At 39.3% G+C, this 25,678-nt stretch carries 20 protein-coding genes and 1 riboswitch; of the genes, 5 read left to right on the top strand and 15 right to left on the bottom strand.

Annotated elements, in window-relative coordinates; translation table 11 throughout:
* Positions 1-26: 26 nt before the first annotated feature.
* From G7074_RS08670 to G7074_RS08650, 5 genes are all read right to left on the bottom strand, one after another.
* The gene (locus G7074_RS08670) at positions 27-293 is read right to left on the bottom strand and encodes a YtxH domain-containing protein (RefSeq protein ID WP_039474732.1); all 267 of its coding nucleotides are present in this window, start codon (positions 291-293) and stop codon (positions 27-29) included.
* Between the two features lie 72 nt (positions 294-365).
* Positions 366-1,415, bottom strand: coding sequence for an AI-2E family transporter (locus G7074_RS08665; protein ID WP_124561934.1), 1,050 nt, complete (start codon positions 1,413-1,415; stop codon positions 366-368).
* A gap of 141 nt (positions 1,416-1,556) precedes the next feature.
* A complete protein-coding gene (locus G7074_RS08660; protein WP_240916504.1) occupies positions 1,557-1,763 on the bottom strand; it encodes a response regulator in 207 nt (68 codons plus the stop codon).
* Between the two features lie 155 nt (positions 1,764-1,918).
* Positions 1,919-2,698 carry an enoyl-CoA hydratase/isomerase family protein gene (locus G7074_RS08655; RefSeq protein ID WP_124561935.1) on the bottom strand — a complete coding sequence of 260 codons (780 nt, stop codon included), beginning with the start codon at positions 2,696-2,698 and terminating at the stop codon, positions 1,919-1,921.
* Positions 2,699-2,701: 3 nt separating this feature from the next.
* A complete protein-coding gene (locus tag G7074_RS08650) occupies positions 2,702-3,121 on the bottom strand; it encodes a cobalamin B12-binding domain-containing protein (RefSeq protein ID WP_124561936.1) in 420 nt (139 codons plus the stop codon).
* Between the two features lie 262 nt (positions 3,122-3,383).
* Here G7074_RS08650 and G7074_RS08645 point away from each other — a divergent pair, with 262 nt between their 5' ends.
* Positions 3,384-5,039: a glutamine--tRNA ligase/YqeY domain fusion protein gene (locus tag G7074_RS08645; RefSeq protein WP_124561937.1), complete on the top strand. Its 1,656-nt coding sequence runs from the start codon at positions 3,384-3,386 to the stop codon at positions 5,037-5,039.
* A 163-nt stretch (positions 5,040-5,202) separates the two neighbouring features.
* Here G7074_RS08645 and G7074_RS08640 read toward each other — a convergent pair whose 3' ends face one another.
* Positions 5,203-5,985 (bottom strand): N-acetylmuramoyl-L-alanine amidase, encoded by a 783-nt coding sequence (locus G7074_RS08640; RefSeq protein WP_233603959.1) that lies wholly within the window; start codon positions 5,983-5,985, stop codon positions 5,203-5,205.
* Positions 5,986-6,152: 167 nt separating this feature from the next.
* On the opposite strand from G7074_RS08640, the gene G7074_RS08635 reads away from it, so the two are divergent.
* Both G7074_RS08635 and G7074_RS08630 read left to right on the top strand, forming a co-directional pair.
* Positions 6,153-7,832, top strand: a complete 1,680-nt coding sequence (locus G7074_RS08635) for a Zn-dependent hydrolase (RefSeq protein ID WP_166207985.1) — start codon at positions 6,153-6,155, stop codon at positions 7,830-7,832.
* 398 nt (positions 7,833-8,230) lie between these two features.
* Positions 8,231-10,672, top strand: coding sequence for an outer membrane beta-barrel protein (locus G7074_RS08630; protein WP_124561940.1), 2,442 nt, complete (start codon positions 8,231-8,233; stop codon positions 10,670-10,672).
* A gap of 107 nt (positions 10,673-10,779) precedes the next feature.
* Here G7074_RS08630 and G7074_RS08625 read toward each other — a convergent pair whose 3' ends face one another.
* From G7074_RS08625 to G7074_RS08595, 7 genes are all read right to left on the bottom strand, one after another.
* On the bottom strand, positions 10,780-11,712 hold the full coding sequence (locus G7074_RS08625) for a YgcG family protein (protein WP_166207982.1): 933 nt from the start codon (positions 11,710-11,712) through the stop codon (positions 10,780-10,782).
* A gap of 161 nt (positions 11,713-11,873) precedes the next feature.
* On the bottom strand, positions 11,874-12,368 hold the full coding sequence (locus G7074_RS08620; RefSeq protein ID WP_124561942.1) for a GNAT family N-acetyltransferase: 495 nt from the start codon (positions 12,366-12,368) through the stop codon (positions 11,874-11,876).
* On the bottom strand, positions 12,365-12,925 hold the full coding sequence (locus G7074_RS08615) for a thiamine pyrophosphokinase (RefSeq protein WP_166207979.1): 561 nt from the start codon (positions 12,923-12,925) through the stop codon (positions 12,365-12,367). Before G7074_RS08615 ends, G7074_RS08620 begins: the two co-directional genes overlap by 4 nt.
* Positions 12,926-12,988: 63 nt before the next feature.
* Positions 12,989-14,281, bottom strand: coding sequence for a hypothetical protein (locus G7074_RS08610; RefSeq protein ID WP_166207976.1), 1,293 nt, complete (start codon positions 14,279-14,281; stop codon positions 12,989-12,991).
* Positions 14,282-14,341: 60 nt separating this feature from the next.
* Positions 14,342-14,986, bottom strand: coding sequence for a thiamine phosphate synthase (locus G7074_RS08605; protein WP_166207973.1), 645 nt, complete (start codon positions 14,984-14,986; stop codon positions 14,342-14,344).
* 120 nt (positions 14,987-15,106) lie between these two features.
* Positions 15,107-17,554, bottom strand: a complete 2,448-nt coding sequence (locus tag G7074_RS08600) for a TonB-dependent receptor (RefSeq protein ID WP_124561946.1) — start codon at positions 17,552-17,554, stop codon at positions 15,107-15,109.
* A gap of 56 nt (positions 17,555-17,610) precedes the next feature.
* A riboswitch (TPP riboswitch) is annotated at positions 17,611-17,709 on the bottom strand.
* A 187-nt stretch (positions 17,710-17,896) separates the two neighbouring features.
* Positions 17,897-18,433, bottom strand: a complete 537-nt coding sequence (locus tag G7074_RS08595; RefSeq protein WP_166212388.1) for an AAA family ATPase — start codon at positions 18,431-18,433, stop codon at positions 17,897-17,899.
* Positions 18,434-18,871: 438 nt separating this feature from the next.
* Between G7074_RS08595 and G7074_RS08590 the strand changes: the two genes are divergently transcribed.
* Both G7074_RS08590 and carB read left to right on the top strand, forming a co-directional pair.
* Positions 18,872-19,189 (top strand): carboxypeptidase regulatory-like domain-containing protein, encoded by a 318-nt coding sequence (locus G7074_RS08590; RefSeq protein WP_124561947.1) that lies wholly within the window; start codon positions 18,872-18,874, stop codon positions 19,187-19,189.
* 212 nt (positions 19,190-19,401) lie between these two features.
* Complete coding sequence (gene carB / locus G7074_RS08585) at positions 19,402-22,239, top strand: carbamoyl-phosphate synthase large subunit (protein WP_124561948.1); 2,838 nt, start codon at positions 19,402-19,404, stop codon at positions 22,237-22,239.
* Positions 22,240-22,430: 191 nt separating this feature from the next.
* Here carB and G7074_RS08580 read toward each other — a convergent pair whose 3' ends face one another.
* On the bottom strand, positions 22,431-23,738 hold the full coding sequence (locus tag G7074_RS08580; RefSeq protein ID WP_166207970.1) for a M20/M25/M40 family metallo-hydrolase: 1,308 nt from the start codon (positions 23,736-23,738) through the stop codon (positions 22,431-22,433).
* 10 nt (positions 23,739-23,748) lie between these two features.
* A complete protein-coding gene (locus tag G7074_RS08575; RefSeq protein ID WP_166207967.1) occupies positions 23,749-25,590 on the bottom strand; it encodes a M61 family metallopeptidase in 1,842 nt (613 codons plus the stop codon).
* Positions 25,591-25,678 lie beyond the last annotated feature (88 nt).

Below are 25,678 nucleotides of genomic sequence, written 5' to 3'. Positions count from 1 at the left end.
AATGCCCGGCTATACCTGTTTATTTCTTAAGCGTGTTCTACGTCGTCGCTATACTCTTCTTCTACGCTTCTTAATTTGGTTTTGATAGAGCTTACTACTTTATCTTTTAAGCTAGCCAGGTTATTAATTTCATCAGCAGCTTTATCTTTAATCGAATCGCCTAAATCTTTTAACGATTGGCTTAATTTGTCGCGCGTTTCTTCGCCTTTATCTGGTGCGAATAAAATTCCTAGCGCTGCACCTGCAGCTAATCCTGCTAAAAGCGCAACTACAACTTTTGAGTTATCATTCATAATTAATCTATTTTAAGGTTTAACAATTAAGTACAATATAAAACTACTACATTATTTTATTGTTAAGCTATATTATAACTCCATATGCTCATTATTTGTTTTAATTCTTTCCAATCTCTCTGATGCGAGCGTACTCGTTTCGTAAATTTTAACAAGCAGTATAAAATAAGATAGTAGTAAAGGGCCAAAAACAAGACCCAATATACCGAATAAAGGGATACCAATAATTACGCCAATTACAGTAATTATTGGGTGGATATTGCCAATTTTTTTTGCAATGATAAAGCGCAGTACATTATCGATATTGATAATAACCACAAAACCAAAAACAAGCATGGCCCAGCCGGCAAAATTATTGCCATTTGCAATCTGCAAAATGGCCGCCGGAACAAAAACTACTGGTGGTCCCAAAACCGGTACAAACGATATAAAAGTAGTAATTATGCCCCAAAAAAGCGGGTCTTTATATCCTAAAATAAGAAAAGAAAGACTAACCAATGAGCCTTGAACCAGACAAATTAAGCCCTGTCCCAAAACATTGGCATAGGTTGTGTTCCTCATTTCATCACCAAAGCGTAGGGCATTTTGTTCTCTGAACGGTGCGTATTTAATTAACGAAAATTCGAATTTTTTGCGCTCAATAAGCATAAAGTAGAGTAAAAAGTACATCACCAGCAGACTTAAAATAATATTTACTGCACTCGAAATCAGAGATGGGAATAATTGCGTAGCCCAGTTGCCCAGCCTGTTCATACCTTCCTGAATTAAATCCTGGTTAATTTTTATGGGAATAAGATGTTGTAATTTAACGAGCAGGTTTTTGAAAAAAATTTCATTATTTCTCAACTCTGAAATTTTACTGATTACCATGCTGCTTAAGGCGTAAAATGGCAGTACAATTAAAATTATGCTAATGGCTATTAGCGAAATGGCAACCAGTCTTTTGTTCCATCCTTTCCTCTCTGCCAGGTGGATATAGGCAGGGCGCATAATGGTGTAAAGCACAAGTGTACTTAAAATGGCACTGAAAATACTTTGTAATGAGTAGGCAATTAATATCCCGAGGGCAATAATGATAACAAGGTTAATGTTGTTACGTTGCTTATATGAGAATACTGACATAATTTAAATGCTTGGTATTCTTTAAATGTGAAATTGGCAGGTTTTGTTTTACCTAATTTTAATTTAGTTCGTCAATATTAATACCCGAGTTACCAGTAATAATGGTTACACTGGTGGCTGGGTAGTTTTCTTTTATTTTTATTAAAATCTCTCTCCCGTCAATATCTTCCAGCCCCGGTAATCGCACAATACCAAATCGAAGGCCTGTTCCTTTAAAACAGAGAGCGCTGTTGCACCGGATCCTGTACTCGAAACTTCGAAGCCATTTTTGGTTAAAAATGTTGAAACCAGTAACCCGATATTTATCTCATTATCTACTATAAGTATTTTATTTTTCTTTAATAGCATTCTTTATGCTAAAAAGAGCTTCAAATAATCAACCAATTAATTATTGGAGCGCTCTGGATTAACAATTTAGATAGCGCATAACTACTTAAAAAAATTAAATTGAAAAACTTTTGCAATATTTTGTTGTATTGAGTTCGAATTAATACTACAATTGGCTATTCGCCTCTAAAAACGGCCTTTCTTTTTTCTACAAATGCAGCTACTCCTTCTTTAAAATCGGCTGTTTCGAAGCATTTTCCAAACGCTTTAATCTCTGTAGCATACCCATCATTATTGTTTACAGCTGCAACAACCGATTTAATAGCGGCAGAAACCGCTAGTGGCGCACGCTGCTTAACGGCGTTGAAAATTTCTTCTGCTTTAGAGATTAGCTCACTTTGTGGCACCACATAATTTACCAATCCAAACTGCAATGCATCGGTAGCTGTAACCATATTGGCTGTAATAATCATTTCTATGGCTTTACCTTTTCCAACCAGTTGTGTAAGGCGTTGTGTGCCACCATAACCCGGTATTAGTCCTAAGGTAACTTCGGGTAGCCCCAGTTTTGCGTTTTCGGAAGCTATGCGCATGTGGCACGCCATGGCCAGTTCTAATCCGCCGCCCAGCGCAAAACCATTAATGGCCGCAATAAATGGTTTAGTAGAATTTTCTATTGCATTAAAAACAGCATCTTGCCCTTGCTTTGCCAGTGCTTCACCCTGTTCGCCATCATAATCAGAAAACTCTTTAATGTCGGCACCCGCAACAAATGCCTTTTCGCCGGCACCGGTAATAATCACACCTCTTACTTCTGTTGTTCGATCTGCAAATGCAACTACATCTGCCAGTTCGGCTAAAGTATCTTTGTTTAACGCATTTAGTGCCTTTTCGCGGTTAATGGTAATGTATAAAACCTGTTCTTTTATTTCTGAGATTAAATTCTGGTATGCCATAGCTTAAAAATTTCTGTTTTCTGTAACCCAATCCTGTATATATGTCACAATGCTGACCATTGTTGTGCCTGGCGGAAATAGCGAACCCACACCCATATCAGCCAGTTTTAAACGGTCGGCTTCTGGAATAATTCCTCCGCCTGTTAACAACACATCGTCTAACTGTTTTTCTTTCATCAGCTGAATAATCTTAGGAAAAACTGTCATATGGGCACCCGATAAGATAGAAATACCAATGGCATCAACATCTTCCTGTAATGCAGTGTTGACCACCATTTCGGGGGTTTGACGAAGGCCTGTATAAATCACCTCCATTCCTGCATCCCTTAAAGAGGTTGCAATCACTTTTGCGCCTCTGTCGTGGCCATCTAACCCAACTTTAGCCACCAAAACACGAATTGGCCGGTTTAATACTTTGCTCATAATGAATATTAAGTTGTTGTAAATGTATTGAATTTATTAAGCAATTGTGCAATAAGACCTTTGCAGAAAATGTTTCTAGTCTATTAGTTATCGCAATGGTTTACAGCTGTAAGCAGGGCTGAAATAATTCTCTGTTTAGCTTTTAATCTGTAAGTAATAGGTTTATGCGCTATTAACTAACAACTGTGGGCTAATAAACCTTTAATCATTGTATAAATCCGCTCAATCTTTTTACATTTGCATTCCTAATTTACAGGTTTTTATGAGTGAAGAGAAGTCATTGAACTTTATTGAAGAAATTGTTGAGAACGACTTAAATAGTGGTAAGTATGAAACCCTGGTTACGCGTTTCCCGCCAGAACCAAATGGTTATTTACACATCGGCCACGCGAAAGCGATATGCTTAAATTTCGGACTAACACAAAAATATGGCGGGTATACCAACCTGCGTTTTGATGATACCAATCCGGTTACGGAGAAAACAGAATACGTAAACAGCCAGCAGGAAGATATTAAATGGCTGGGTTTTAACTGGAAAAACGAATTGTATGCATCGGATTATTTTGATGAGTTATACGGTTTTGCCGTTAAGTTGATTGAAAAAGGTTTAGCTTACGTTGATGAAAGTTCTGCTGATGAAATTGCGTCCCTAAAAGGTACGCCAACTGAACCCGGACAGGATAGCCCATACCGCAATCGCAGTGTTGAAGAAAATCTGGCCATTTTTACGAAAATGAAAAATGGCGAGTTTGCTGATGGTGCTTATATTTTAAGGGCAAAAATTGATATGGCAAGCCCGAATATGTTAATGCGCGATCCGATTATTTATCGCATTAAACATGCTGAGCACCACCGTACCGGTAATAAATGGTGTATTTACCCTATGTACGATTTTGCACACGGGCAAAGCGATAGTATTGAAAACATTACCCATTCGATTTGTACCCTCGAGTATGTTTCGCACCGCGAACTGTACGATTGGCTTATCGAAAAATTAGAGATTTTCCCTTCCAAACAATATGAGTTTGCACGTTTAAACCTTACTTCAACAGTAATGAGTAAGCGTAAGCTGCTGCAACTGGTTAACGAAAATTTGGTTAACGGTTGGGACGATCCGCGCATGCCAACCATTTCGGGTTTGCGCAGAAGAGGTTTTACGCCAAAGAGTGTTCGCGAGTTTTGCGAACGTATTGGTATTGCTAAACGCGAAAATTTAATTGAGTTGAGTTTGCTTGAATTCTGTATTCGTGAAGACCTGAATAAAAGCGCTAACCGTGTAATGGCGGTTTTAGATCCGATTAAACTGGTTATTACCAATTATGATAAAAATTCGGAAGATTTAATTGGCGAAAATAACCCGGAAGCAGAAGATGGCGGTGGTACCCGTGTAATTCCTTTCAGCAACGAACTTTGGATAGAGCGTGAAGATTTTATGGAGGTGCCAGCTAAAAAATGGTTCCGTTTGGCGCCTGGCGCAATGGTACGTTTAAAATTTGCTTACATTGTAAAATGTGAGGATTTTGTGAAAGATGAAAACGGTAACGTTACCGAAATTCGTTGTACTTATATTCCTGAATCGAAGAGCGGAAATGATACCAGCGGAATAAATGTGAAAGGAACCATACACTGGGTAAGTGCACAACATGCCAAAACTGCTGAAATCCGCTTGTATGAGCGTTTATTTACTTCAGAAACACCTGATGCAGAAGAAGGCGACTTTAAAGATTATTTAAATCCCGAGAGCTTAACGGTATTGCCAAACGCTTACATTGAACCAGCTTTGGCCGATGCCAATTTAGAAAGCCGTTATCAGTTTATCCGTAAAGGTTATTTCTGTTTGGATAAAGATTCGACAGCCGATAAACTGGTATTTAACCGTACGGTTACGTTAAAAGATACGTTTAAGAAACCAAATTAGTTTTAGCTATTTTAACCACAGATAGGCACAGATGAACACGGATTAACGTGGTTTGTCTGTGCTTTCTTGTTAATAGGGGTTAATCGGTTAATTGTTTAAACTGGTTAACAGTGTATGATATGAATTCCCCCTCTTACATCTTCCATCATCCTTTTCCCATCTTTTAGTATTTCGTATACACATTATAAAGCACCAAAATATCTACAGGTGTAAGTGTCGATGTAATATCGGTTTGAATGAAGTGGATTTTGAAAGCGGTAATTGCAGCAGGCAGGTTGCTGGTATCATAACCGATATATTTTAAAGCCATTTCGGTATTAAAATCGGTAGGTGGGTTTTTCAACACATCATCGTACCAGTAGCCAAAGCCCTTATCGGCCAGTTTTTTCCAGGGGAAGTTTTTAGGATCATTTTTACGCTTTGGCGCAATATCGGCATGACCAATAAAATTGGCAGTCGGGATACCGTAAGTTTTCTTTAAAGTAGCCAATAGTTTAAGGAGGCTGTTAATTTGTGCATCGGGCCATGGATCGGTTAAACCATTATTATCCAGTTCGATACCAATAGAAGAAGAATTCAGATCGGTATCTTTGCCCCATTTGCTTATACCGGCATGGTTGGCACGCAAATAATCGTTTACCATGTGTACTACTTTGCCATCGCGGCTAACAACATAGTGCGCACTGGTGCCGGCTTTTGTTGAAAAAAAGGTTTTAACTGTTTGTGCCAGGCTATCTTGCGCGGTATGGTGTATCACTACAAAATTGGGTTTACGTATCCCAAAATTTACAGAACCAATCCACTGTTGGTTTGTTGCATTTAATGAATCATAAAGTTGCCCTGTTGGAGGTACAGTGCCAATAATTTCTGCAAAACCTTTTGCTTTGTCCTTATAAATTTTTTCGGTTGCCGCATACTTGCTCGTGGTACATGAGGCTAAAACCATTGTTAGAGAAAAAGCAGTTATGATAGAGGTTTTGTATAAATTAGAAAACAGCATAGGCATGTTGATTAAAAGAATGAAGTTACAAAGTTAGGCTAAACTTCGCCCAATGCATCAAACTTTATACAAAGCTTTCAAAAATTACTAATTTAGCGGCGATATACTTTAATATGAAGAATTTATACAAATCAACTATACTTTTGCCGGTTTTGGCTGTTTCTGTAGCTGCGTTGTCTGCTTGCGGTGGGGGCTCTAAACCTGCTGATGATAAAAACGGAGCTGTACAAAAAGACAGCCTGACCAGTTATGTGGCCGATCGTTTGCCGATTTACGAAAAGGTAAAACTAACCACCAACATTAACCAGCTAAGCGTTAACGACCGTAAAATATTGCCGCTACTTATTCAGTCGGCAGAAATCATGGACGAGTTGTATTGGAAACAGGTATACCCGCAACGCGATAGTCTTTTGGCTACCATCAAAGATGAAAAAACACGCGATTTTGTAAACATCAACTACGGTCCGTGGGATAGGTTAAATAATGATAAGCCTTTTGTACAGGGAGTTGGCGTAAAGCCTGAAGGTGCAACGTTCTACCCTTATGGTATTACCAAAGAAGCAGTAGAAAAATCTGATCTGGCTGATAAGTTTGGCGCTTATTCGGTTATCAGGAAAGATAGCACGGGCAAATTATCTACCGTGCCTTACCATGTTTTATTTGCCGCTGAGTTGCAGAAAGTAAGTTCGTTATTGAAACAGGCAGCCTTAATAGCTGAAGATGCCGGCCTAAAAAAATATCTGAATTTAAGGGCTGATGCCTTGGTAACCGATAATTTTACAGCTAGTGATTATGCCTGGTTGGATATGAAAACCAATGGTTTGGATATCATTATTGGCCCGATTGAGAATTATGAAGATAAACTTTTCAATGCGCGCACCAGTTACGAGGCTTATGTTCTGATTAAGGATAAAGAGTGGAGCAAGCGTTTAGCCAAGTATGTAAAAATGCTGCCCGAATTGCAGAAAAATTTACCTGTTGAAGCAAAATACAAAACCGAAACACCGGGAACGGATTCTGAATTAAATGCATACGATGTGGTTTATTATGCCGGCGATTGCAATGCCGGATCGAAAACAATTGCTGTTAACTTACCCAACGACGAGAAAATACAGCAGGAAAAAGGCACCCGTCGCTCGCAGCTGAAAAATGCAATGCAGGCAAAATTCGACAAAATACTGGTCCCTATTTCGAAAGAACTGATTGATGCCGAGCAACAAAAATACATTAAGTTCGATGCCTTTTTTGCCAATGTAATGTTCCACGAAGTTGCGCATGGTTTAGGTATTAAGAAAACAATAACCGGTAAAGGCTTCGTTCGTGCGGCTTTAAAAGAACAATACAGCTGGCTGGAAGAAGGTAAAGCCGATATTTTAGGTTTGTATATGGTAACAGGCCTGCTTAAAAAAGGTGAATTACAGGGCGATATAAAAGATTATTACACCACTTTTATGGCTGGTATTTTACGCTCGGTACGCTTTGGCGTTTCGGAAGCGCACGGTAAAGCCAATATGCAATGCTTTAATTACTTTCAGGAAAAAGGTGCCTTTGAGCGTACGGCTAAAGGAACTTACAAAGTAAATTTCGACAAATTTGCATCTGCCATGAACGAGTTAAGTGCATTCATCATTACGCTTCAGGGCAATGGCGATAAAGTTGCAGTAGAAAAGGCACAAAAAGAAAAAGCCATTATCCATCCGGAATTGCAAACAGACCTAGATCGTTTAACCAAAAAGAATATCCCGGTTGATGTTATTTTTGAACAGGGTGTTGATGTGTTGGGGGTAAAATAATATTTCTCATTAAGAGATTCAAAGGCCATAGAACAACAGGTGCAAACTTGTTGTTCTGCGGCTTTTTTTTGGTTCATTTGTTCACTGGTCATTAGTAATTGCAAATTGGTTATTTGTATTAATTGTTTAAACTGGTTAATCGGTTAACTGTAGTATGCTTATTTTTCTATGCACCAAAATTTTAGTCATCGAAGTGCCGACTCCAGACTTAGGACTAAAGACTTTTTCAAATTTCCTGTAACCTTTTAAAAAAACGGTCGTCTTATCTATAACAAAATCATGGAAACCTTTCGTTTCCGAACTAAACTTTAAAATGATTTGCAATAAATGGAAAATGCCTGTACAGGCGTTATGGAAATTTTTTTGCCCGATTTTTTTAAAATACTTAAACCAGACCAATGAAAAATTTATACAAAATATCATTCATCCTTAGTTTCTTTTTTACCACTACACAGCTTTTTGCCCAAACAACAGCTAAGCCCAATATTAGCGGGGTAATTCTGGATGAAAACAATAAACCGGCAGATTATGTTACCGTAGTGCTCTTCAAAGCAGCAGATTCGAGTATCGTTAAAACAGCCTTTACCGATCCAAATGGTACGTTTGGCTTTATAGTACCGGGCAAAGGAAGTTACTTTTACAAAGCCAGCAACATGGGGTATAAAACCTTTAAAAGTAAAACCGTTACGGTAGCTGAAGACAATCAGAAAATTGATTTCGGCACAGCTCAGCTGGTTGCGACTGCACAGAATTTAAAGGAGGTAAACGTAGCCGTTACCAAGCCGCTGATTGAAAGAAAGATGGATAAAATTGTGATGAATGTTTCTAACAGTTCTATCATGACGGGTTCTTCGGCATTAGAGGTTTTACAGAAAGCACCGGGTGTAACGGTCGATCAGAATGATAAAATTTCGATGATGGGTAAACAAGGCGTACTGATTCAGCTGGATGGAAAACAAACCTACATGAGCAGTGCCGATGTAGCCAACTTGCTGCGTAACATGCAGAGCTCCGACATAGAAAGTATCGAGCTGATTACCAATCCATCTTCCAAATACGATGCATCGGGTAATTCAGGAATTATTAATATTAAAACCAAAAAGAATAAAAACGGTGGAACGAATGGTAGTGTAAATGGTTCGCTGGGTTATGGTAAAAACCTGAGGGCAAATGCAGGTTTAAACCTGAATCACCGTACGCAGAAGCTAAATCTTTTTGGTAATTATAACTATGGTAAGTTTGAGCGTGATAACCTGATCGCAATCGACCGGATTTCGAACGGAACGCCAGATACTTACTTTATGCAGGTTGGCGAGAGTAACAGGAAACAGTATAACAATAATTTTAAGGCAGGTTTAGATTATTTTATCGATAAGAAAAATACTATTGGTTTACTGGTAAACGGTTATTTTAACCATGGCACCGAAGCTGCAGGAAACAATACCTTAATCGGTCCGTCTTTTCAAAAAATTGATTCTACATTGATTTCAAACAGTCTGCAAACAAATAAGTACAACAACGTTTCTTACAATTTAAACTATAAATCTGTTTTAGATACTGCTGGTTCAGAAATTTCGGCGGATGTAGATTATTCTAAATACAATGGGAACGATGGTTCTGATTACGCAAACGATTATTTATTTGCTAATGGAAACCGGATTCGCCCCATCAGTTACATTAGAAACAACACCCCATCAATTATAGATATTAAAGCCTTTAAGGTTGATTATAATGTATCGTTAAGTAAAACGGTTAAACTCGAAGCTGGTGTTAAGAGTAGTTGGGTTAAAACCGACAATGACTTGCAGGCTGAGGAATTTGTGAATAATGTTTGGCAAAACGATGTACGCCGCAGTAATCAGTTTATTTACGATGAAAATGTAAACGCCGCTTATACCAACTTAAACAAGCAGTTTAAAAATACCAGTGTACAGATTGGTTTAAGGATGGAACAAACCAATTCGAAAGGAAATTTAGTAACAACCAATACAGTGGTAAAACGAAATTACTGGGATTTTTTCCCAACACTATTTGTGCAACAAAACCTTTCTAAAAACAATCAGCTGGGTTTTTCGTACAGCAGAAGGATAGACCGGCCGAGTTATGATGCTTTAAACCCTTTTATTTATTATCTCGATCAATATACTTACAGCAAAGGAAATCCTTTTTTAAATCCTCAGTATACGCATAATTTTGAACTCAGCTATACCCTGTTGCAGAAATATATATTATCTATCGGCTATAGCCGGGTAAATGATGTAATTGCTGAAGTGATTTTACCAGATGCTGTAAATAAAGCACTTTATCAAACCAATGCCAATATCGCTACCAATATCAGTTACAATGCCAACTTAAATGTGCCAGTTCAGATTACCAAATGGTGGCAAACCAATAATAATTTGAATGTTTTTTATCTGAGTTTCGAAGCTCCGGATTTAGCGGGAAGCGCTCTGAAAACAGGAAAAACATCTTTCCAGTTTAAATCGCAGCAAACCTTTACTATTGTAAACGGCTTTACGGCAGAGCTAAATGGGAACTACGAATCGCCTCTTGATTATGGTACCCTTAGCTTAAAAGCCCGTTATTCTATCGATGCAGGTTTAAGCAAAACGCTGTTTAACAAAAAGGCAAGTTTAAAACTGGCGCTGTCTGATATATTCAATATGTCGGAAAATAACTTATCGAGCGCATATCCAGGTTTGACCTATACTGTGCATCAAAAAAACGAAACCCGTGTTGGACGGATCAGCTTTACTTATCGTTTTGGTAAAAATGAAATCAAGCCTGCACGCCGCCGCACTACTGGTACAGAAGCAGAACAGGGAAGGATGAAGAATTAACCCACCTATTTTGCAAAAAGAAATTATTGATAAAAATAAACGCCGTTCATTTTGGTGAACGGCGATAAATCGTGCGTATAATATTGGCTGTTCTTTACCAGTCTGAGCTAGCCCTCCGCCTGAAAATCCACCACTTGAAGAACTGTTACCGTTCGATGAATTATCACGGGATGATCCCCAATCGCCGAAATTACTTTCGTTGCTTGGACGTTCTTCCTGTTGTGTTTGTTGAGGAGGGGAACATTATTGTGATATCTATTCCTGTTTAAAAAACTATTCGCGAAATAACCAGTTGCTGCGCCCGCAAAAAAGGAGCCCATGCCGCTTCTGCGACCGCCATTGTAGCCACCATCATAACCGTTATTATAGCCTCCATAATCACCTCCTACCTGCGGAGGGCCGCTTGGTCTTCGTCTAAAAAGTCTGATAATGAGCATCACTACGATTGTTGCAAATGCAATCCCAAAAAAACCAAGCAATGATAAGCTGTGGTCAGATTTTTGATGGCTAACAGTTTTGGCTTCCTGTTTATCAACAGCCACAAGAGATTGTACTGCGGGCGGTTCGCCATAGCCTGCACTATCAAGTTTAAAAGCAATATCGGACACCAATGCAAAGAGGCCCTTTCCATAATCTTTTAGACGAAAATGTGCCTTTGTTTTAGCTAGTGCATCCTGACTGGTTTCAGCATTAAAAATAGTTTCAAGGTTATAGGCTACTTCGAGTCGTTGCTTTCGTTGCTTTACTGCGGCAACGTAAACTAAACCATCCTCTTTATTGCCAACTTTCCATCTGCGGGCAATAATTAACGAATATTCTTCAATATCGTATTCCTTTGGTATTTTATTTACAATAACAAGTGCAAGTTGTACACCTGATTTTTTTTCGATTTGTTTAATGGTATCGTTTAATTTTTTAATTTCCGACTTAGAAAGCACTTTTGCAAAATCATTTACATAAGTGTCTTTTAAAGGTTTTGGTATTTGCGAAAATGTAGTAAACGTTACGAAAATTAGTAGGAGCGATAATATATATTTCATGATTTAAATTATAGAGCCAATTTAATAATTATTTTTTCTTAAAACTATGCATTAATGGAAGTGGAGAATGAACTCGTTTTAATTTAATTGAAAACGCCCCTCATTTTCATGAAAGGCGTATAAAAGTATTTATGTTGCTTACGGCTATCCGAGATAGTAATTTAGAATTTATATTCCATTACATAATCGTCCATAACATACCCCTCGCCAATATCGAGTTTTACAGATTCTTTAATGGTAAAGCCCCCTTTTAAGTAAAAGTCTTTAGCCTTATTGTGTTTGTTAACATTAAGCTGTAAAGCCGTTCCTCCGGCATCTTTTATCTGATTAAAAACCTCGTTAATCAAAATCTTACCTACGCCTTTACCATGAGCTGATGGCAGCACATATAGTTTGTGTAATTTGTAAATACGTTCTTCGTGGCCGATAATGGAATAGCCCGCAAAACCATATTGATTTTCGCCTTCTTCGGCAATCAAAAAAATATGGCCTTCCATCAATTGTTTCAGCAGCTCGCCCTGGTTGTACATTTTATCTAACATATAATCAATCTGAGCCTGACCAATAATATCCAGATAGGTTGATGGCCAGGTTGCTGCGGCAATATCCCTGATGATTTCTATATCCTGTTCTTTTGCTTTTCTAAGGGTAATCATATCGGTTCGCTAATAAAAATAGGTTGTCCAGAAAAGGTAAATTCTACAAAGCCATCGTTCACCACTTCGAAAACTTCTTCTTCGGTTTGCATCAGGTTGGTTACCTCCAGGTAACGGTTACCGTGAATTAAGAATTCGCTGCCAGCAGGTTTCCAAACAGAAAAGCCCGATTTAATAGGATAGTGTTTAGCTCTTTCTGTAAATACTACCAGGTTAATTTTATCTTCAAATCCTGCGAATTTTTCTAAGTCGAACTTTTGGGCAATCACGTTAACTGCCGGATATTTTTCTTCAAATAAGAAGTTGATAGCTACCATTAATGCATCAACCGGGCCCTGAACAACTTTGGTATCTTCCTGAACGTCGTGATTGGTGCCGTTTACCAAAACATCTACCTTCAGGCCTAATGAGACTATTTTGTCGTAGTTGTTGCCATTAACCAAAAGTGTTGGGCTCCATTCCAAAAGCTGTCCTAAAAACTCTTCGTTAAAATTGCCAAGCTCGTCGATATACAAAGCTGGTTCTTGTTTCTCTTTTACAATGTGATGTGATGACATGTTGCGAATATAAAAAAATCACATTAAGTATGGTGTACGAAGAATCAACCAGATGTAAAATGGTTAACGGTTGTAAGGATATTCATTTACCCAGCGAAAGCCCCTGTTAATTAACCTAAAATCTTTCAGATCCTTCTTTTTAAAACTAACTGTGATAGAATCTTTGCCTTTTAGGCCAGAAATAATCAGTTTGTCTTTTCCAATAAGCTGGTAAGTTAAAATATATTGAGCGGACTCCTTATCTACCGAGCCTAATGTGAGCTCCCGCTTTTTTGTATTAAACACTGTTGAGAAGTTAAAGGTACTGTCGTTCATTGTTTTTATACGGGCATAACCAGAATAGTTAATCACCATTTGTTTCCACCGGGTGCTATCGGTAGTTAAAGGTTGAAGTGTTTTGCCTTTAAGCCTCATGCTTTCTACATTGTAAATGCCATATAAAAATGGTTTGGGTGCATCGCCGCCGTAAGTTTTTCTTTGCTGGTTAAACGTATACAATAAAGTACCAAAGGAAACTGTTATGTACAGGTATTTTATGCCATAAGCCGAAAAGTAGAGCCATCGCTTTTTAAAAACTGGCTTGTACATCTTATCTAATTGCGCACTTTCATATTGAATAAAGAAACGGTATAATTTTAAGAAATGAGGTGCCAATATAAAAAGGCTCATCACAACAAGGGCTGTAGAGAGTAATTTTACGGGCACATCGAAGAAGTAATTCATCGACATTACATGAGCAGTTGCTGCAAGTGATAGAAAAGCGCCTACAATTATGGTTCGGCGAAATAAGAGTAACACTGCAGAAACTTCTATAATGCCCATGAAAATATTGTAGCCTTTGGAGAACCCAAGGAAAGTCCATGCCAGGCCCATAGGCGATGCATCGCCAAAAGGTTGGAGCAGACGGTTTAAAGAAGGATCGGGAAACTGGAGTTTAATGACTTTGATTAAGCCGTATAGCACGAGGGTAAAAGCCAGGTAAAACCTGATCAGGACTACCAGCCAATAATAAGCAGCATTATAACTCTTGCGCTTGCGGTCGAAAAGAGACCAAATGATACAGCCCGTTAGTGAAACAAGAAATATAAAAAGCAGCAATATCCAATCGTAGGATGTATCGCCGCTGCCATTGGTATAAATTTTAAAATCGTACTTATAATGAATAACATGTTCAGAAAACCACGGGATAAACTTGTGAAGGACCAGCGCTGGCAATTGCAGCAGGCCTGATATAAAAGGAAAAGCCCCGTTATTGTTCAGGAAAATAAACAGCGGCAATAAAATGGAGAAGAACCTAAAAGAGATTTTTTTTAAAACACCCCAGTGGGCATTGTTTTGAAGAGCGTTTTCTGACATATTGGTTTCGGTTTATCCCAAAACTAAAAAATATCTAACGCGTATTCAAATTACAAGTAGCTAATTCACAGCATTTTCTTTAATTGAAGTGTAAAAATCCTGATAAGCTTCTATAAAATCATCGGCAAAATTTATCGCTCCGGAAACGGCAATACCATAAACACCGGTTTGCATTAAGGCTTCAGCATCGTAAATTTTAATGCCGCCTACCGCCAAAACGGGTAGTTGAATGTTTGCCGCTTTAAGTTCTTGCACTGCTTTGTAATAACCTTCTACTCCTAACAGAGGCAAATTGTTTGGCTTGGTTTCGGTTGTAGCAAATGGCCCGAAGCCCGCATAATCTACGCCCTGCTTAGCTAAACGAATTAAGTTTTCTATCGCATTTGCCGATCCACCCAGCGTAATATCGTTGCCAATCTGGTTGCGGATAGCAGCGAAATCTGCATCCATATCCTCAATATGAAAGCCCTGTATATCGGCCTTGCCATTTAAATGAATGTGATTGGTAACGATTAGTGTAGTACCCCAATCATCGCAGGTTTCGGCAATGGTATTTATATCGGCCAAAAGTGCTTCATCGGTTTTGCTCAAGCAACGGTACTGTATCCACTTTGCTCCTGCTTCGCATGCCAGTTGTGCCTGCTCTATGTGCGAGAGGTGTGGAATGTCGTGTGTGATGTAGTGGAGCTTTTCGATGTATTTCATGTTAAACTATTGTTCTGGATCGGGGTTGCAATATAAACAAAATCGCCATTGAGCGTTTGTCCTCAATGGCGATTTTATACTTTGGTCTTTATGCTTTAGCCTTTCAGCTTTCGGGCTTTCTTAAAACTTCACATTCAGGCTTAATAAAAAGTTGGTTCCTGCCTGTGGATAAAAGAAGTTTTCGGTAACCCTGCTGCCGCCCAATTGGTAGCCATAAGTATAACCATTGTTCTCGTAGCGTTTATCAAAAATATTATTGACCAATAAACCCAGATTAATGTTCTTAACCCCGGCAAATTTGAAATCGTAACCTAAACGTGCATTACTTACCCAATAACCATTTATTGTACGATCGTTATTTTGGGTGTTATCTAAATACTGCTTGCTTACATATTTGCTTTGTAAGGCTACCGCAAAACCACTAACCGGCTTGTAGACCAGTTCGCCAAAAAGTACGGCACGCGGTGAGTACGAAATATCGGGAAGTTCGTAGTTGTTTACTACCTTGCCGCCATTATCGTAATCATCATAATACTCCGTAAAATTCTTGATTTTGTTGCGGCTTAATGCAGCGTTGGCGTTTAATATAAACTGTTTACTGATGGTGTAGGCACCATCCAGCTCTATACCCAAACGGTAACTTTTATCAACATTCTGGCGATAACTGGCTCCAACATCATTTATTTGGCCGGTAACCACCAACTGGTTTTTATAGAACATACCATAAGCATTTGCGCCGATGTTTAATTTGTCGTCTTTATATCTGTATCCCAATTCTATATCACTTAAGCGTTCTGGTTTAGGCGAAATACCTGCTACCGAAGCATCGGTATAATCATCACGGTTAGGTTCTTTGTTAGCCACGCTGAATGAGGCATATACATTACTTTCGGGATTGATGAAGTAAGTAGCGCCAAACTTAGGATTAAAGAAATTTAAAGTTTTATTTATGGCGAGTGAATTCAATTTGTTTTCAGTTCCGGCGATATCGTAATAAACGCGGCGGTATTGTAAATCAGCAAACAAGCTTAACGATTCTATAGGGCTGTAGTTAACCTTAGCATAGGTGTTGAAGTCTGTTTTAAAGCCATCGTTATCATAATAATGCCTGTCTATATTGCCGTTTGAGGCATATTGTGCCCAGATAACCTGTCCAAAGTGTGCACCTTTATATTCGTTATATGCACCACCAAGCGTAAAGTTGAGGTTCTTTTGCGGAACATAGTTAAACGCATAGGTAACGCCATAAAAGTCGTTATCTAACCAGCGGCGGCGAATCAAATCTGTTTTGGTAATTGGCGTACCACCGGCAATAACAACCGGATTTAAGCCGTAATTTTTTAGTTGATCCTGCACACGGTATTCTTCGTAGTAGCCTGAGCCCTGGGTATAGTGTAGCGCTCCGTTAAAAGAGAACTGATCAGAGAACTGTCTCGCATAAATTAACTGATAATGGTTTTGAACATAATTATCAGTTTGGTTATTGTATAAGAAACTGTTATATCTTCTTCCTGAGTTTAACAGGTTAGCTGCGTCTTCCGCGCTAAGCTCATTCCGGGCTATATAGGCATTCATGCCAGCCACATCATTTTCTAAACGCGATTGCGGAATGCCATTCCACGACTGATAAGTTTTTTCGTTACCAGAGAAAACATTTACGCGCAATAAATCCTTGTTGCCATGGTATGCACCTGAAAGGAAATAAGATTTAAGTAAAGATGAACCACGATCTACATAGCCATCAGAACTGATTCTCGATAAACGGCCATCGAAACTAAAACGGTTGTTAATTAAGCCTGTTCCAACTTTTACGGTGTTTTTCCAGGTGTCAAAACTACCATAAGTGCTATTTACTTCTGCATAAGGTTCGGTTTCGCTGGCGGTAGTCTGGATGTTTAAGCTGGCACCAAAAGCACCGGCTCCATTGGTCGAAGTACCTACTCCTCGCTGAATCTGAACATTATCAACTGATGAAGCAAAATCGGGCATGTTTACGTAAAATGTTCCCTGACTTTCGCTATCGTTAATTGGAATACCGTTAACCGTTACGTTAATGCGGCTATTGTCGCTTCCCCGTATGCGGATTCCGGTATAACCAACGCCAGCACCTGCATCCGAATTAACTACCACACCTGGAGTATTCTGTAAAATAAAAGGTAAATCCTGGCCAAAGTTATTTTGCTGGATTTCTTCTTTGCCAATGTTCTTATAAGTAGTTGCCGATTTTTCGGTGGCCCTTGTTGCCCTTACAATCACTTCATCGGCCAGAAAATTCTGCGCGGTTAAAGAGAAATCTATCGTACTGTTTTGCGAAAGGGTTACTGTTTTTTCTTCAGTTTTGTACCCAACATAACTCACTACAAAGGTATATTTTCCATCAGCGAGGTTTGATAGGGTGAAGTTTCCGCCTGCATCGCTCAATACAATGGTTTTCTTATTTTTTATTTTAACGGTGGCCCCAGGTAGGGCATTACGGTTTTGGTCCGTTACCTTGCCGGTAACAGCAAGTTGTGCCGATGCAAAGAAAGGCAATATTGCAACAAGCGCTGCAAATAGTAAATTTTTCAATGTTCTTGTTTTTAGTTAAACCAACCGGAAAAAGGGGTTTCCCCGATTTTTAGTTAAACTTCCATAACTCCAATCCCTACGCCGGCATTACCCGGATCAGGTGCATGACTTTAAAATTCCAATAATCAAATTTCAATGTTCAGTTTTTGAAAATTGAATATTTTGATTTGGTTATTCAAGTCAATGGGTATGTTCTCAGCCTGTTTTTGTGTTTATTTAAACAAGGCACCCCTAATGATGGTGCAAATGTAGGGAATATTTGGCAATTCGGGCGGATATTGTGATATTATGGGGCTAAAAGTTCAAAAAATTGACGGCGTAATCGCAATATTCGAAAATTTATTATGCTGATCCAGCTAAAAAATCGTCAACTGCTTTTTTAGCATTGGCCACCCTATCATCGCCCAGGCCACTAATTACTACATAATTTGCATCGAGTGCTTTTAGTTCTTTATGCCATACTTCCATAAAGTATTCGCGTTGGTTGGGGAAATCGCGCAGCGGATCATCTTGCCAGGGCAAATCAATATCCATTAACAGATATAAATCGTAGGGCCTTTTGGGTAGGGTATCCAAAACCGATTGCGGGGTTTTGCCCAGCACTTCATCGCTCCATATTTTAACCGTTATAAAAGTGGTATCGCAAATAATAAAATCACTTTCTGTTACGGCAAGGATAGCATCTTCGAGTGCCACCTGACCATAAAACATGTTCTCCTCATCCTGTAAGGTATAATCTGTAACCAGGTTTTCGCAATAATAGCGGGCGTACTCAGGTACCCACGAAACTTTATAGTACCTGGCCAATAATTGAGACAGTGTTGATTTACCTGTACTCTCGGGACCAACAACGGCGATCTTTTTAATATTTTTATTCACGTAAATGTATTCTGACAAGGTTCAAATGTAAAAGAAAATGCCTTAAAAGAAAAAATCCGGTTGAGGAGGGCTCCTCTAACCGGATAATAAACCAAACAAACTATTTATGAAGAAATCCTCATGGCGGGTAACTAATCCGCGGAGGAAGCTTTAGATCATTGTCTAAAGTATATACAAAACGCATATATGTTCTGCTTATTACAACATTATTGCCAATATTGCGAACATCACAACTTCGTGACTTAATTCTGACTTCTGAGGGCAGTTTCTTAGTGTTATTTTAACACTTATTAACATTCAGATTACAATTGTATATTTCGGCACTACTATTGTGTATAATTATTAGTACGTTTTGAATTTTGGCTGTTCATTATTTAAAACTATTTGTACTAATTGGTGTTATTTATTTTAGACAGTTGAAAATTAAAAACTAAACCAATGAAAAAGTTATGTGCAATATTAGCGCTGCTCATTGTTTTTGCCCTGGGGGCAATCGCCTATACAAATATTAAGTTAGGCGGAATTATTGGTAAAATCACTCCTTCAGATGCTGCTGCTTCTGTTTCACTTGTAGCCGGAACCGATACCTTAAAGGCACAGTTGAGCCAGGGAGTTTTCACCTTTTCTAACCTTAAAGAAGGCGTTTATACAGTTTGGATACAGGCCAACGCGCCGTACAAAGATGCTGTTATTGAAAAGGTGGCAGTGAAAGATAGTGCTACTACAGATTTAGGCGAAATTAAATTACAACAGTAGGTGTTTTAACAAAAGAAAAGATAAAAAAGAGGCCGAATAAAGGCCTCTTTTTTATTTTAAAAAAATCAGCTTAAAATCGCGCTAAAGATGTATCTTTGCATCCCGACAGAACAGTTGGGATTTTTCTTCGCAATAGCACTAAATCTCGTTGCTTTCTAAGGTTCTTAAATGAACCAATACTTTAGAATTTTAATTATTGTTTAAGCTTTATCATGCCTAAAGACACTTCCATTCGCTCAGTACTAATTATCGGATCTGGACCAATTATTATTGGCCAAGCCTGTGAATTTGATTACTCGGGTTCTCAAGCGGCCCTATCTTTAAAAGAAGAAGGGATTACCGTATCAATTATCAACTCTAATCCGGCTACTATTATGACGGATAAAGTTATCGGCGACCATGTTTACCTTCGTCCGTTAACAGTTGATTCGATCGAAGAGATTTTGCAAGAGCATATTGCTGATGCAAGTTTACCTAAAATTGATGCCGTGCTACCAACTATGGGAGGCCAAACAGCACTTAATCTTTGTAAAGAAGCAGAAGAACGCGGTGTTTGGGAAAGATACGGTGTTAAAGTTGTAGGGGTTGATGTTGATGCAATCGAGAAAACAGAAAACCGCGAAGCCTTCCGCCAGTTAATGGTTGATATAGGCGTAGGTGTTGCTCAATCGAAAATTGCCAACTCATTCTTAGAAGGTAAAGAAGCCGCTCAGGAAATTGGTTTTCCATTGGTAATCCGCCCATCATATACCTTAGGTGGTTCTGGTGGTGGTTTTGTGCACAGAAAAGAAGAATTCGATGCTGCACTTAAACGTGGTTTAGAAGCTTCGCCAACACACGAGGTTTTGGTAGAGAAAGCAGTTTTAGGCTGGAAAGAGTATGAGTTAGAGTTGTTAAGAGATAGCAACGATAACGTAATCATTATCTGCTCGATCGAAAACTTCGACCCGATGGGTATCCACACTGGTGATTCGATTACTGTTGCTCCGGCCATGACTTTATCTGACCGTTGTTACCAGGAAATGCGTAACCAGGCGATTAAAATGATGCGTGCCATCGGAAACTTTGCCGGCGGTTGTAACGTTCAGTTCTCGGTTAACCCGGCTGATGACGAAATCATCGCAATCGAAATTAACCCACGTGTATCACGTTCATCAGCTTTGGCAAGTAAAGCAACTGGTTACCCGATTGCAAAAATTGCCGCTAAACTGGCTATCGGTTACAATCTGGATGAAATTGAAAACCAGATTACCAAAACCACTTCTGCATATTTCGAACCTACTTTAGATTACGTGATCGTAAAAGTACCACGCTGGAACTTCGATAAATTTAAAGGAGCCAATAAAGAGCTTGGTTTACAAATGAAATCGGTAGGTGAAGTAATGGCAATTGGTCGTACTTTCATCGAAGCTTTACAAAAAGCTTGTCAGAGTTTGGAAATTGGCCGCTCGGGCTTAGGTGCTGATGGCAGACAAGTACGTAATATTGAAGAAATTATGGATGGTTTGGAGCATGCTTCATGGAACCGTCTGTTCTTAATAAAAGATGCCATGGCGATGGGTGTTCCTTTGGAGTCGATCCGTAAGGTAACCAAAATCGATAAATGGTTCTTAAACCAGATTCAGGAGCTTGTAGCTTTAGAAACTGAGTTAAAAAGATATTCATTAAATAATATCCCGCGCGATTTCTTCTTTACCTTAAAACAAAAAGGATTTTCGGATGTGCAGATTGCCTGGTTATTGGGTAACGTAACCGAAGATGAAGTTTACGATCGTAGAAAAGAGCTAGGCATTCGCAGGGTATATAAAATGGTTGATACCTGTGCTGCGGAATTCCCGGCGCAAACACCATATTACTATTCAACTTTTGAAGAGGAAAACGAATCTGTTTCCTCAGACCGTAAAAAAGTAATCGTATTGGGTTCAGGTCCTAACCGTATTGGTCAGGGTATTGAGTTCGATTACTCTTGTGTACACGGTTTACTGGCTGCAAAAGAATCAGGTTTCGAAGCCATCATGGTTAACTGTAACCCTGAAACGGTTTCTACCGACTTTAACATGGCCGATAAACTTTACTTCGAACCTGTTTTCTGGGAACATGTGCGCGAAATTATCGAGTTAGAGAAACCGGTAGGTGTAATTGTTCAGCTTGGTGGACAAACAGCCTTGAAAATGGCTGAAAAGTTAACTGAAAAAGGTATCAAAATTATCGGAACTTCTTTCGAGAACATGGATATCGCTGAAGATCGCGGTCGTTTCTCTGATCTGTTAAAAGAGTTAAATATCCCTTATCCAAAATACGGAGTTGCTGAAAATGCTGAAGAGGCTATCGTTGTAGCCAATGAGGTAGGTTATCCGGTGTTGGTTCGTCCGAGTTATGTACTGGGTGGACAAGGTATGAGTATCGTAATTAACGATGAAGACCTGGAGAAAGCAGTAGTGAAATTGTTGGGCGATTTACCGGGCAACCGTGTATTGATCGATCATTTTTTAGATAGAGCAGAAGAAGCAGAATCGGATTCGATTTCGGATGGTGAGGATGTTCACATTGTAGGTATGATGGAGCACATCGAGCCTGCAGGTATCCACTCTGGCGATTCATTTGCCGTATTGCCAACTTTTAGCTTATCAGAAACGGTAACTAAAGCAATGGAAGAATACTCGGTTAAAATTGCAAAAGCTTTAGATGTGCGTGGTTTACTAAACATTCAGTTTGCCATTAAAGATGAGAAGGTATATGTAATCGAGGCGAACCCAAGGGCATCGCGTACGGTTCCGTTTATTGCGAAAGCATACGATGTGCCTTACATCAACATTGCAGCGAAAATTATGCTGGGTGTAGCAAAACTGAAAGATTTTACCATTGTACGTAAATTGAAAGGTTATGCCATTAAAGAGCCGGTTTTCTCTTACGAGAAATTCCCGGAGGTACCTAAAGAGCTAGGCCCTGAAATGAAATCGACTGGTGAGGCGATCCGCTTCATTAAAGATCTGGAAGATCCTTACTTCCGCAAGCTTTACAAAGACAAATCAATGTATTTGAGTAAATAATAAAAGAACAAAAAAAGGCTTCTGATGTAAATCGGAAGCCTTTTTTGTTTTAGGCAGTTGTTCTACCTATCGCGTTTTTTATCACCATCGTCATGCTGAATTTATTTCAGCATCCCTCCTGTGCTATTGAGACCCTGAAATAAATTCAGGGTGGCGGTCCTGTAAGGCCTGAGAGGTCTGTTCAACTCGTCTTACTGCTTCAGCTTCGGTATCCTTGTCGGTGTATCAGTTCCATTTACAATGCTGGTTGCACTCTTCGCAATTGCTTTGATGGTTGATAAAATATTTTCTACATCTAAAGAGCTGTATTCATCTTTAACTGAGTGGTACAATTTATCGATATCAATTTTATCGGTGCTGATGGTATGTGCCGGAACGCCCAAAGCCGCTAGCGTAGCGTTGTCGCTTCTGTAAAATAAATTCTGCTCAGGATATGGATCCGGGTGAAAAGTAAATTCGGTCCCGGCCAGGTTTTTCTGTAAAATTTTGCCAAAATCCGATCTTTCGTAACCTGTAATAAACGCGGTGTTTTTACCAAATTTAGAGTCTTTTCCAATCATTTCGATGTTAAACATAGCCACAACATCGTCTGGATTTAATTTTTCTGAGAAATATTTTGCACCAAAGCCGCCAATTTCTTCAGCAGTAAAAGCTACAAAAATCAGTGTGCGTTCGTTGTTTTTTTGTGCTTTATAGTATTTGGCGAGGGCAATCATTGCTGTTGTGCCCGAGGCATCATCATCTGCTCCGTTGGCAATACTATCGCCATCTACTGGCTTAAGAAAGCCCAGGTGATCGTAATGGCCCGAGAACACTACAATTTCTTTAGCTTTTGATTTTCCTGGAATTACACCGGCAACATTAAACAATGGCATTTTATCTACTTTGCTTTTAATCGTTGCAGAAAAATCGCTTGCTGCATCTTTGCCCAAAACAAAAACCTGTACCGCACTGGTAGTGGCTTTTATGTCTTTTTCATCAACAGTTGCAGGTTTGCTAAAATAATTTCTGTAACGCTTAAACAAATCGACGAATTTGCTATCAACCAAAACAATCTGATTTTTGCCTGCTTCTGTCATTGCCCTAAGCTGAGCTACAAAAGGTTTTTCAGGGTCTAATTTAACCACAGTGGCATTCGATTTATCGAGGTTAACGTTTTCTGTTGCTACGCCAGAAATAATCAGATTTTCTGAAGCTATCTCCTGCCCATCAATTTTAACACTGGTGTTTTGGTTAGTTATGCGGTATTTATTGAATGTTTGGCGAAAAGTTTTTTCGCCTTCTAAAGGTTTTAAACCAATTTTTTTGAATTCCGATTCGATAAATGTAGCGGCCTTATCAATACCAGGGGTAAAGGTAGCCCTTCCCTGCATATCATCGGCACTTAAAGTTTTAATCAGGTGGTCGGTATATTCTCGGGTAATAATTTTATCGATGTTTTGCGCTTTAAGCTGCAAACCTGCCATTCCGACTAAGGCAAAAAGGGCGATTTTCTTCATTTTTTTATGTTTAATTAGTTGTTTTCGATTTAACTTGTGAGCCTAACCAATTCGTTCTGAAATTTTGCATGGCAGGCGTTAAGGTTCCTCCAGCTTTTTCAATGCTAACAATTTCTAAGGTTGGATTTTCGGTTAAGGTCAATTTTGTTGTTTTTTCTACACCACGATAAAGATAAGTGATATCGACTGTGTCGCCTGGCTTATGATCGTCAATAATTTTAATTACCTCAGGGCCGTTCTTCACTTTTTTTCCATCTATTGTTAATAAAATATCACCAATATCCAGACCTGCTTTATACGCTGGAGTTCCTACAAGGGTTTGCGATAAAATAATTTTGTCGTCTATTGAGCCAATATTTCCAAAACCAGTATATGCCTGCCCTGGGTTTGCCTTACGCAGTACCAGTCCGGCATTTAGTAACAATTGCGCATAATCATTTTTTTCGGTGCCATATATGTACTTTTTAAAGAAACTGGAAGCAAAGGCTGGGTTTTTGGTTAAGCTTGCCAAAGTTTTTTCTAAATCAGGAACAGTGTAAGCAATTTCCGGCTTTCCGTAAGCTTTCCACAGTGCCCGCATGTAGTCATCGAGCGTAAGCTTAAATTCGGCTCTTAAACGGAGGTCTAAAGCGAGGGCCGTAGCAGCCCCGTAAGTATAATAGGAAGTAAAAATATTGGCTTTGTTGGTTTGATCTATCGCTACACCGGCATCGGCAAATACCGCGTACCTGCTGGCTTCAATGGGCGAAAAGTTGAGTGCCCCTGGCGAAAGCAGCACCGCGTTTGCCAAACCGTTAAAAGTCTGGATGGCATTATCTTCTGTTTTTAAACCTGCACGGGTTAACAGCAGGTTGCCATAATACTGGGTAAAACCTTCGGCCAGCCAAAGTTCGTTGCTCATATTGGCATGTTCGAAATTAAAGGGTTCTAAGGTTTTGGGGCGTAAGCGCTCCACGTTCCAGCTGTGGAAAAATTCGTGCGAAAATGTGCCCAGCAAATTGGATTCGTACCCTTCAATTTTGGGGGTGCGTTGCACAATGGATGTCGAATTCCGGTGCTCCATCCCATCTCCTGCATTATCGGGGTAAACATCTTCTAAAAAGTAATAATGACCAAAGTCGTAGGTTGGAAACTCGCCCCATACTGCTAAATGCTCATCGACCATTTTTTTAAGCATTCCTGCATAATTGTCGATCGCTTGCTGATCATCGTTTGAATGTGAAATGAGATGGATGGTTTGCACTTTGCCGTCAGTATTTTTAACCTGCCAGCTTGCGGTTTTATAGTCTGCAATTTCAATAGGGCTATCCATAAAATATTGCAGATTGGGTGCAAAATAACTTCCATCGGCTTCAGGTTTAAGCTGGGTGGCCACTTTCCAGTTTTGTTTACCGGCGTAGTTAAACTTTACCTTTCTGGGGCGGTTGTCCATCCCAATGGGGAAAGCAAAGGTTGCCGGAATATTCATGTGGGCATGGGTTTCGTCGAAACCGGCATAGGTGCCGTCAATCCAATTGCCGAAAAGGGTATAGGTTATTTTAACGCTGTTACCTTGGCTGGGGATTTCGTATACATCACCTGCTGGCTGGTTAATCGTTAAGGCTTTTCCTGCGCCATCAAAAGCCTTTAAATGGTATATGTTTTTGCCAAACTCGTGTGTGGCATAGCGCCCCGGCGAAGAGCGGCTCATGCGCACCTTTAACGTGCCTGCAGGAACATTGGGAATAAGCATGCTGATTTCTGCCTCGTGGTGGATGGCATTTGGAAATGAAACTGCATAACTGATTTCGTTTTGGGCAAAAGCCGCAAGTGAGAGCAGGCTCCCGATTGCGGTACCTAGAAAATTCTTCATAAAAAGGGAATTATGAGGGCAATTTAATAAAAATGGAAGATTTTTAAGGTAGCCTTTTTGGCTATTGGTTAATAGTTAGATCGGGAAC

Origin of the sequence: Pedobacter sp. HDW13 (genome assembly GCF_011303555.1) — a bacterium.
Classification (GTDB): Bacteria; Bacteroidota; Bacteroidia; order Sphingobacteriales; family Sphingobacteriaceae; genus Pedobacter.
Note: the sequence above shows the minus strand (reverse complement) of the source record. Positions and strands in the feature narration are given on the sequence as shown.

Coding starts and splice junctions, on each gene's coding strand:
- G7074_RS08635 (WP_166207985.1), top strand. CDS start 6,153: ATGAAGAATTTATACAAATCAACTATACTTTTGCCGGTTTTGGCTGTT.
- carB (WP_124561948.1), top strand. CDS start 19,402: ATGCCTAAAGACACTTCCATTCGCTCAGTACTAATTATCGGATCTGGA.
- G7074_RS08625 (WP_166207982.1), bottom strand. CDS start 11,712: ATGAAATATATATTATCGCTCCTACTAATTTTCGTAACGTTTACTACA.
- G7074_RS08660 (WP_240916504.1), bottom strand. CDS start 1,763: ATGCTATTAAAGAAAAATAAAATACTTATAGTAGATAATGAGATAAAT.
- G7074_RS08575 (WP_166207967.1), bottom strand. CDS start 25,590: ATGAAGAATTTTCTAGGTACCGCAATCGGGAGCCTGCTCTCACTTGCG.
- G7074_RS08620 (WP_124561942.1), bottom strand. CDS start 12,368: ATGATTACCCTTAGAAAAGCAAAAGAACAGGATATAGAAATCATCAGG.
- G7074_RS08640 (WP_233603959.1), bottom strand. CDS start 5,985: ATGGTTTTAGCCTCATGTACCACGAGCAAGTATGCGGCAACCGAAAAA.
- G7074_RS08665 (WP_124561934.1), bottom strand. CDS start 1,415: ATGTCAGTATTCTCATATAAGCAACGTAACAACATTAACCTTGTTATC.
- G7074_RS08605 (WP_166207973.1), bottom strand. CDS start 14,986: ATGAAATACATCGAAAAGCTCCACTACATCACACACGACATTCCACAC.
- G7074_RS08615 (WP_166207979.1), bottom strand. CDS start 12,925: ATGTCATCACATCACATTGTAAAAGAGAAACAAGAACCAGCTTTGTAT.
- G7074_RS08655 (WP_124561935.1), bottom strand. CDS start 2,698: ATGGCATACCAGAATTTAATCTCAGAAATAAAAGAACAGGTTTTATAC.
- G7074_RS08670 (WP_039474732.1), bottom strand. CDS start 293: ATGAATGATAACTCAAAAGTTGTAGTTGCGCTTTTAGCAGGATTAGCT.
- G7074_RS08580 (WP_166207970.1), bottom strand. CDS start 23,738: ATGAAGAAAATCGCCCTTTTTGCCTTAGTCGGAATGGCAGGTTTGCAG.
- G7074_RS08590 (WP_124561947.1), top strand. CDS start 18,872: ATGAAAAAGTTATGTGCAATATTAGCGCTGCTCATTGTTTTTGCCCTG.
- G7074_RS08650 (WP_124561936.1), bottom strand. CDS start 3,121: ATGAGCAAAGTATTAAACCGGCCAATTCGTGTTTTGGTGGCTAAAGTT.
- G7074_RS08645 (WP_124561937.1), top strand. CDS start 3,384: ATGAGTGAAGAGAAGTCATTGAACTTTATTGAAGAAATTGTTGAGAAC.
- G7074_RS08630 (WP_124561940.1), top strand. CDS start 8,231: ATGAAAAATTTATACAAAATATCATTCATCCTTAGTTTCTTTTTTACC.
- G7074_RS08610 (WP_166207976.1), bottom strand. CDS start 14,281: ATGTCAGAAAACGCTCTTCAAAACAATGCCCACTGGGGTGTTTTAAAA.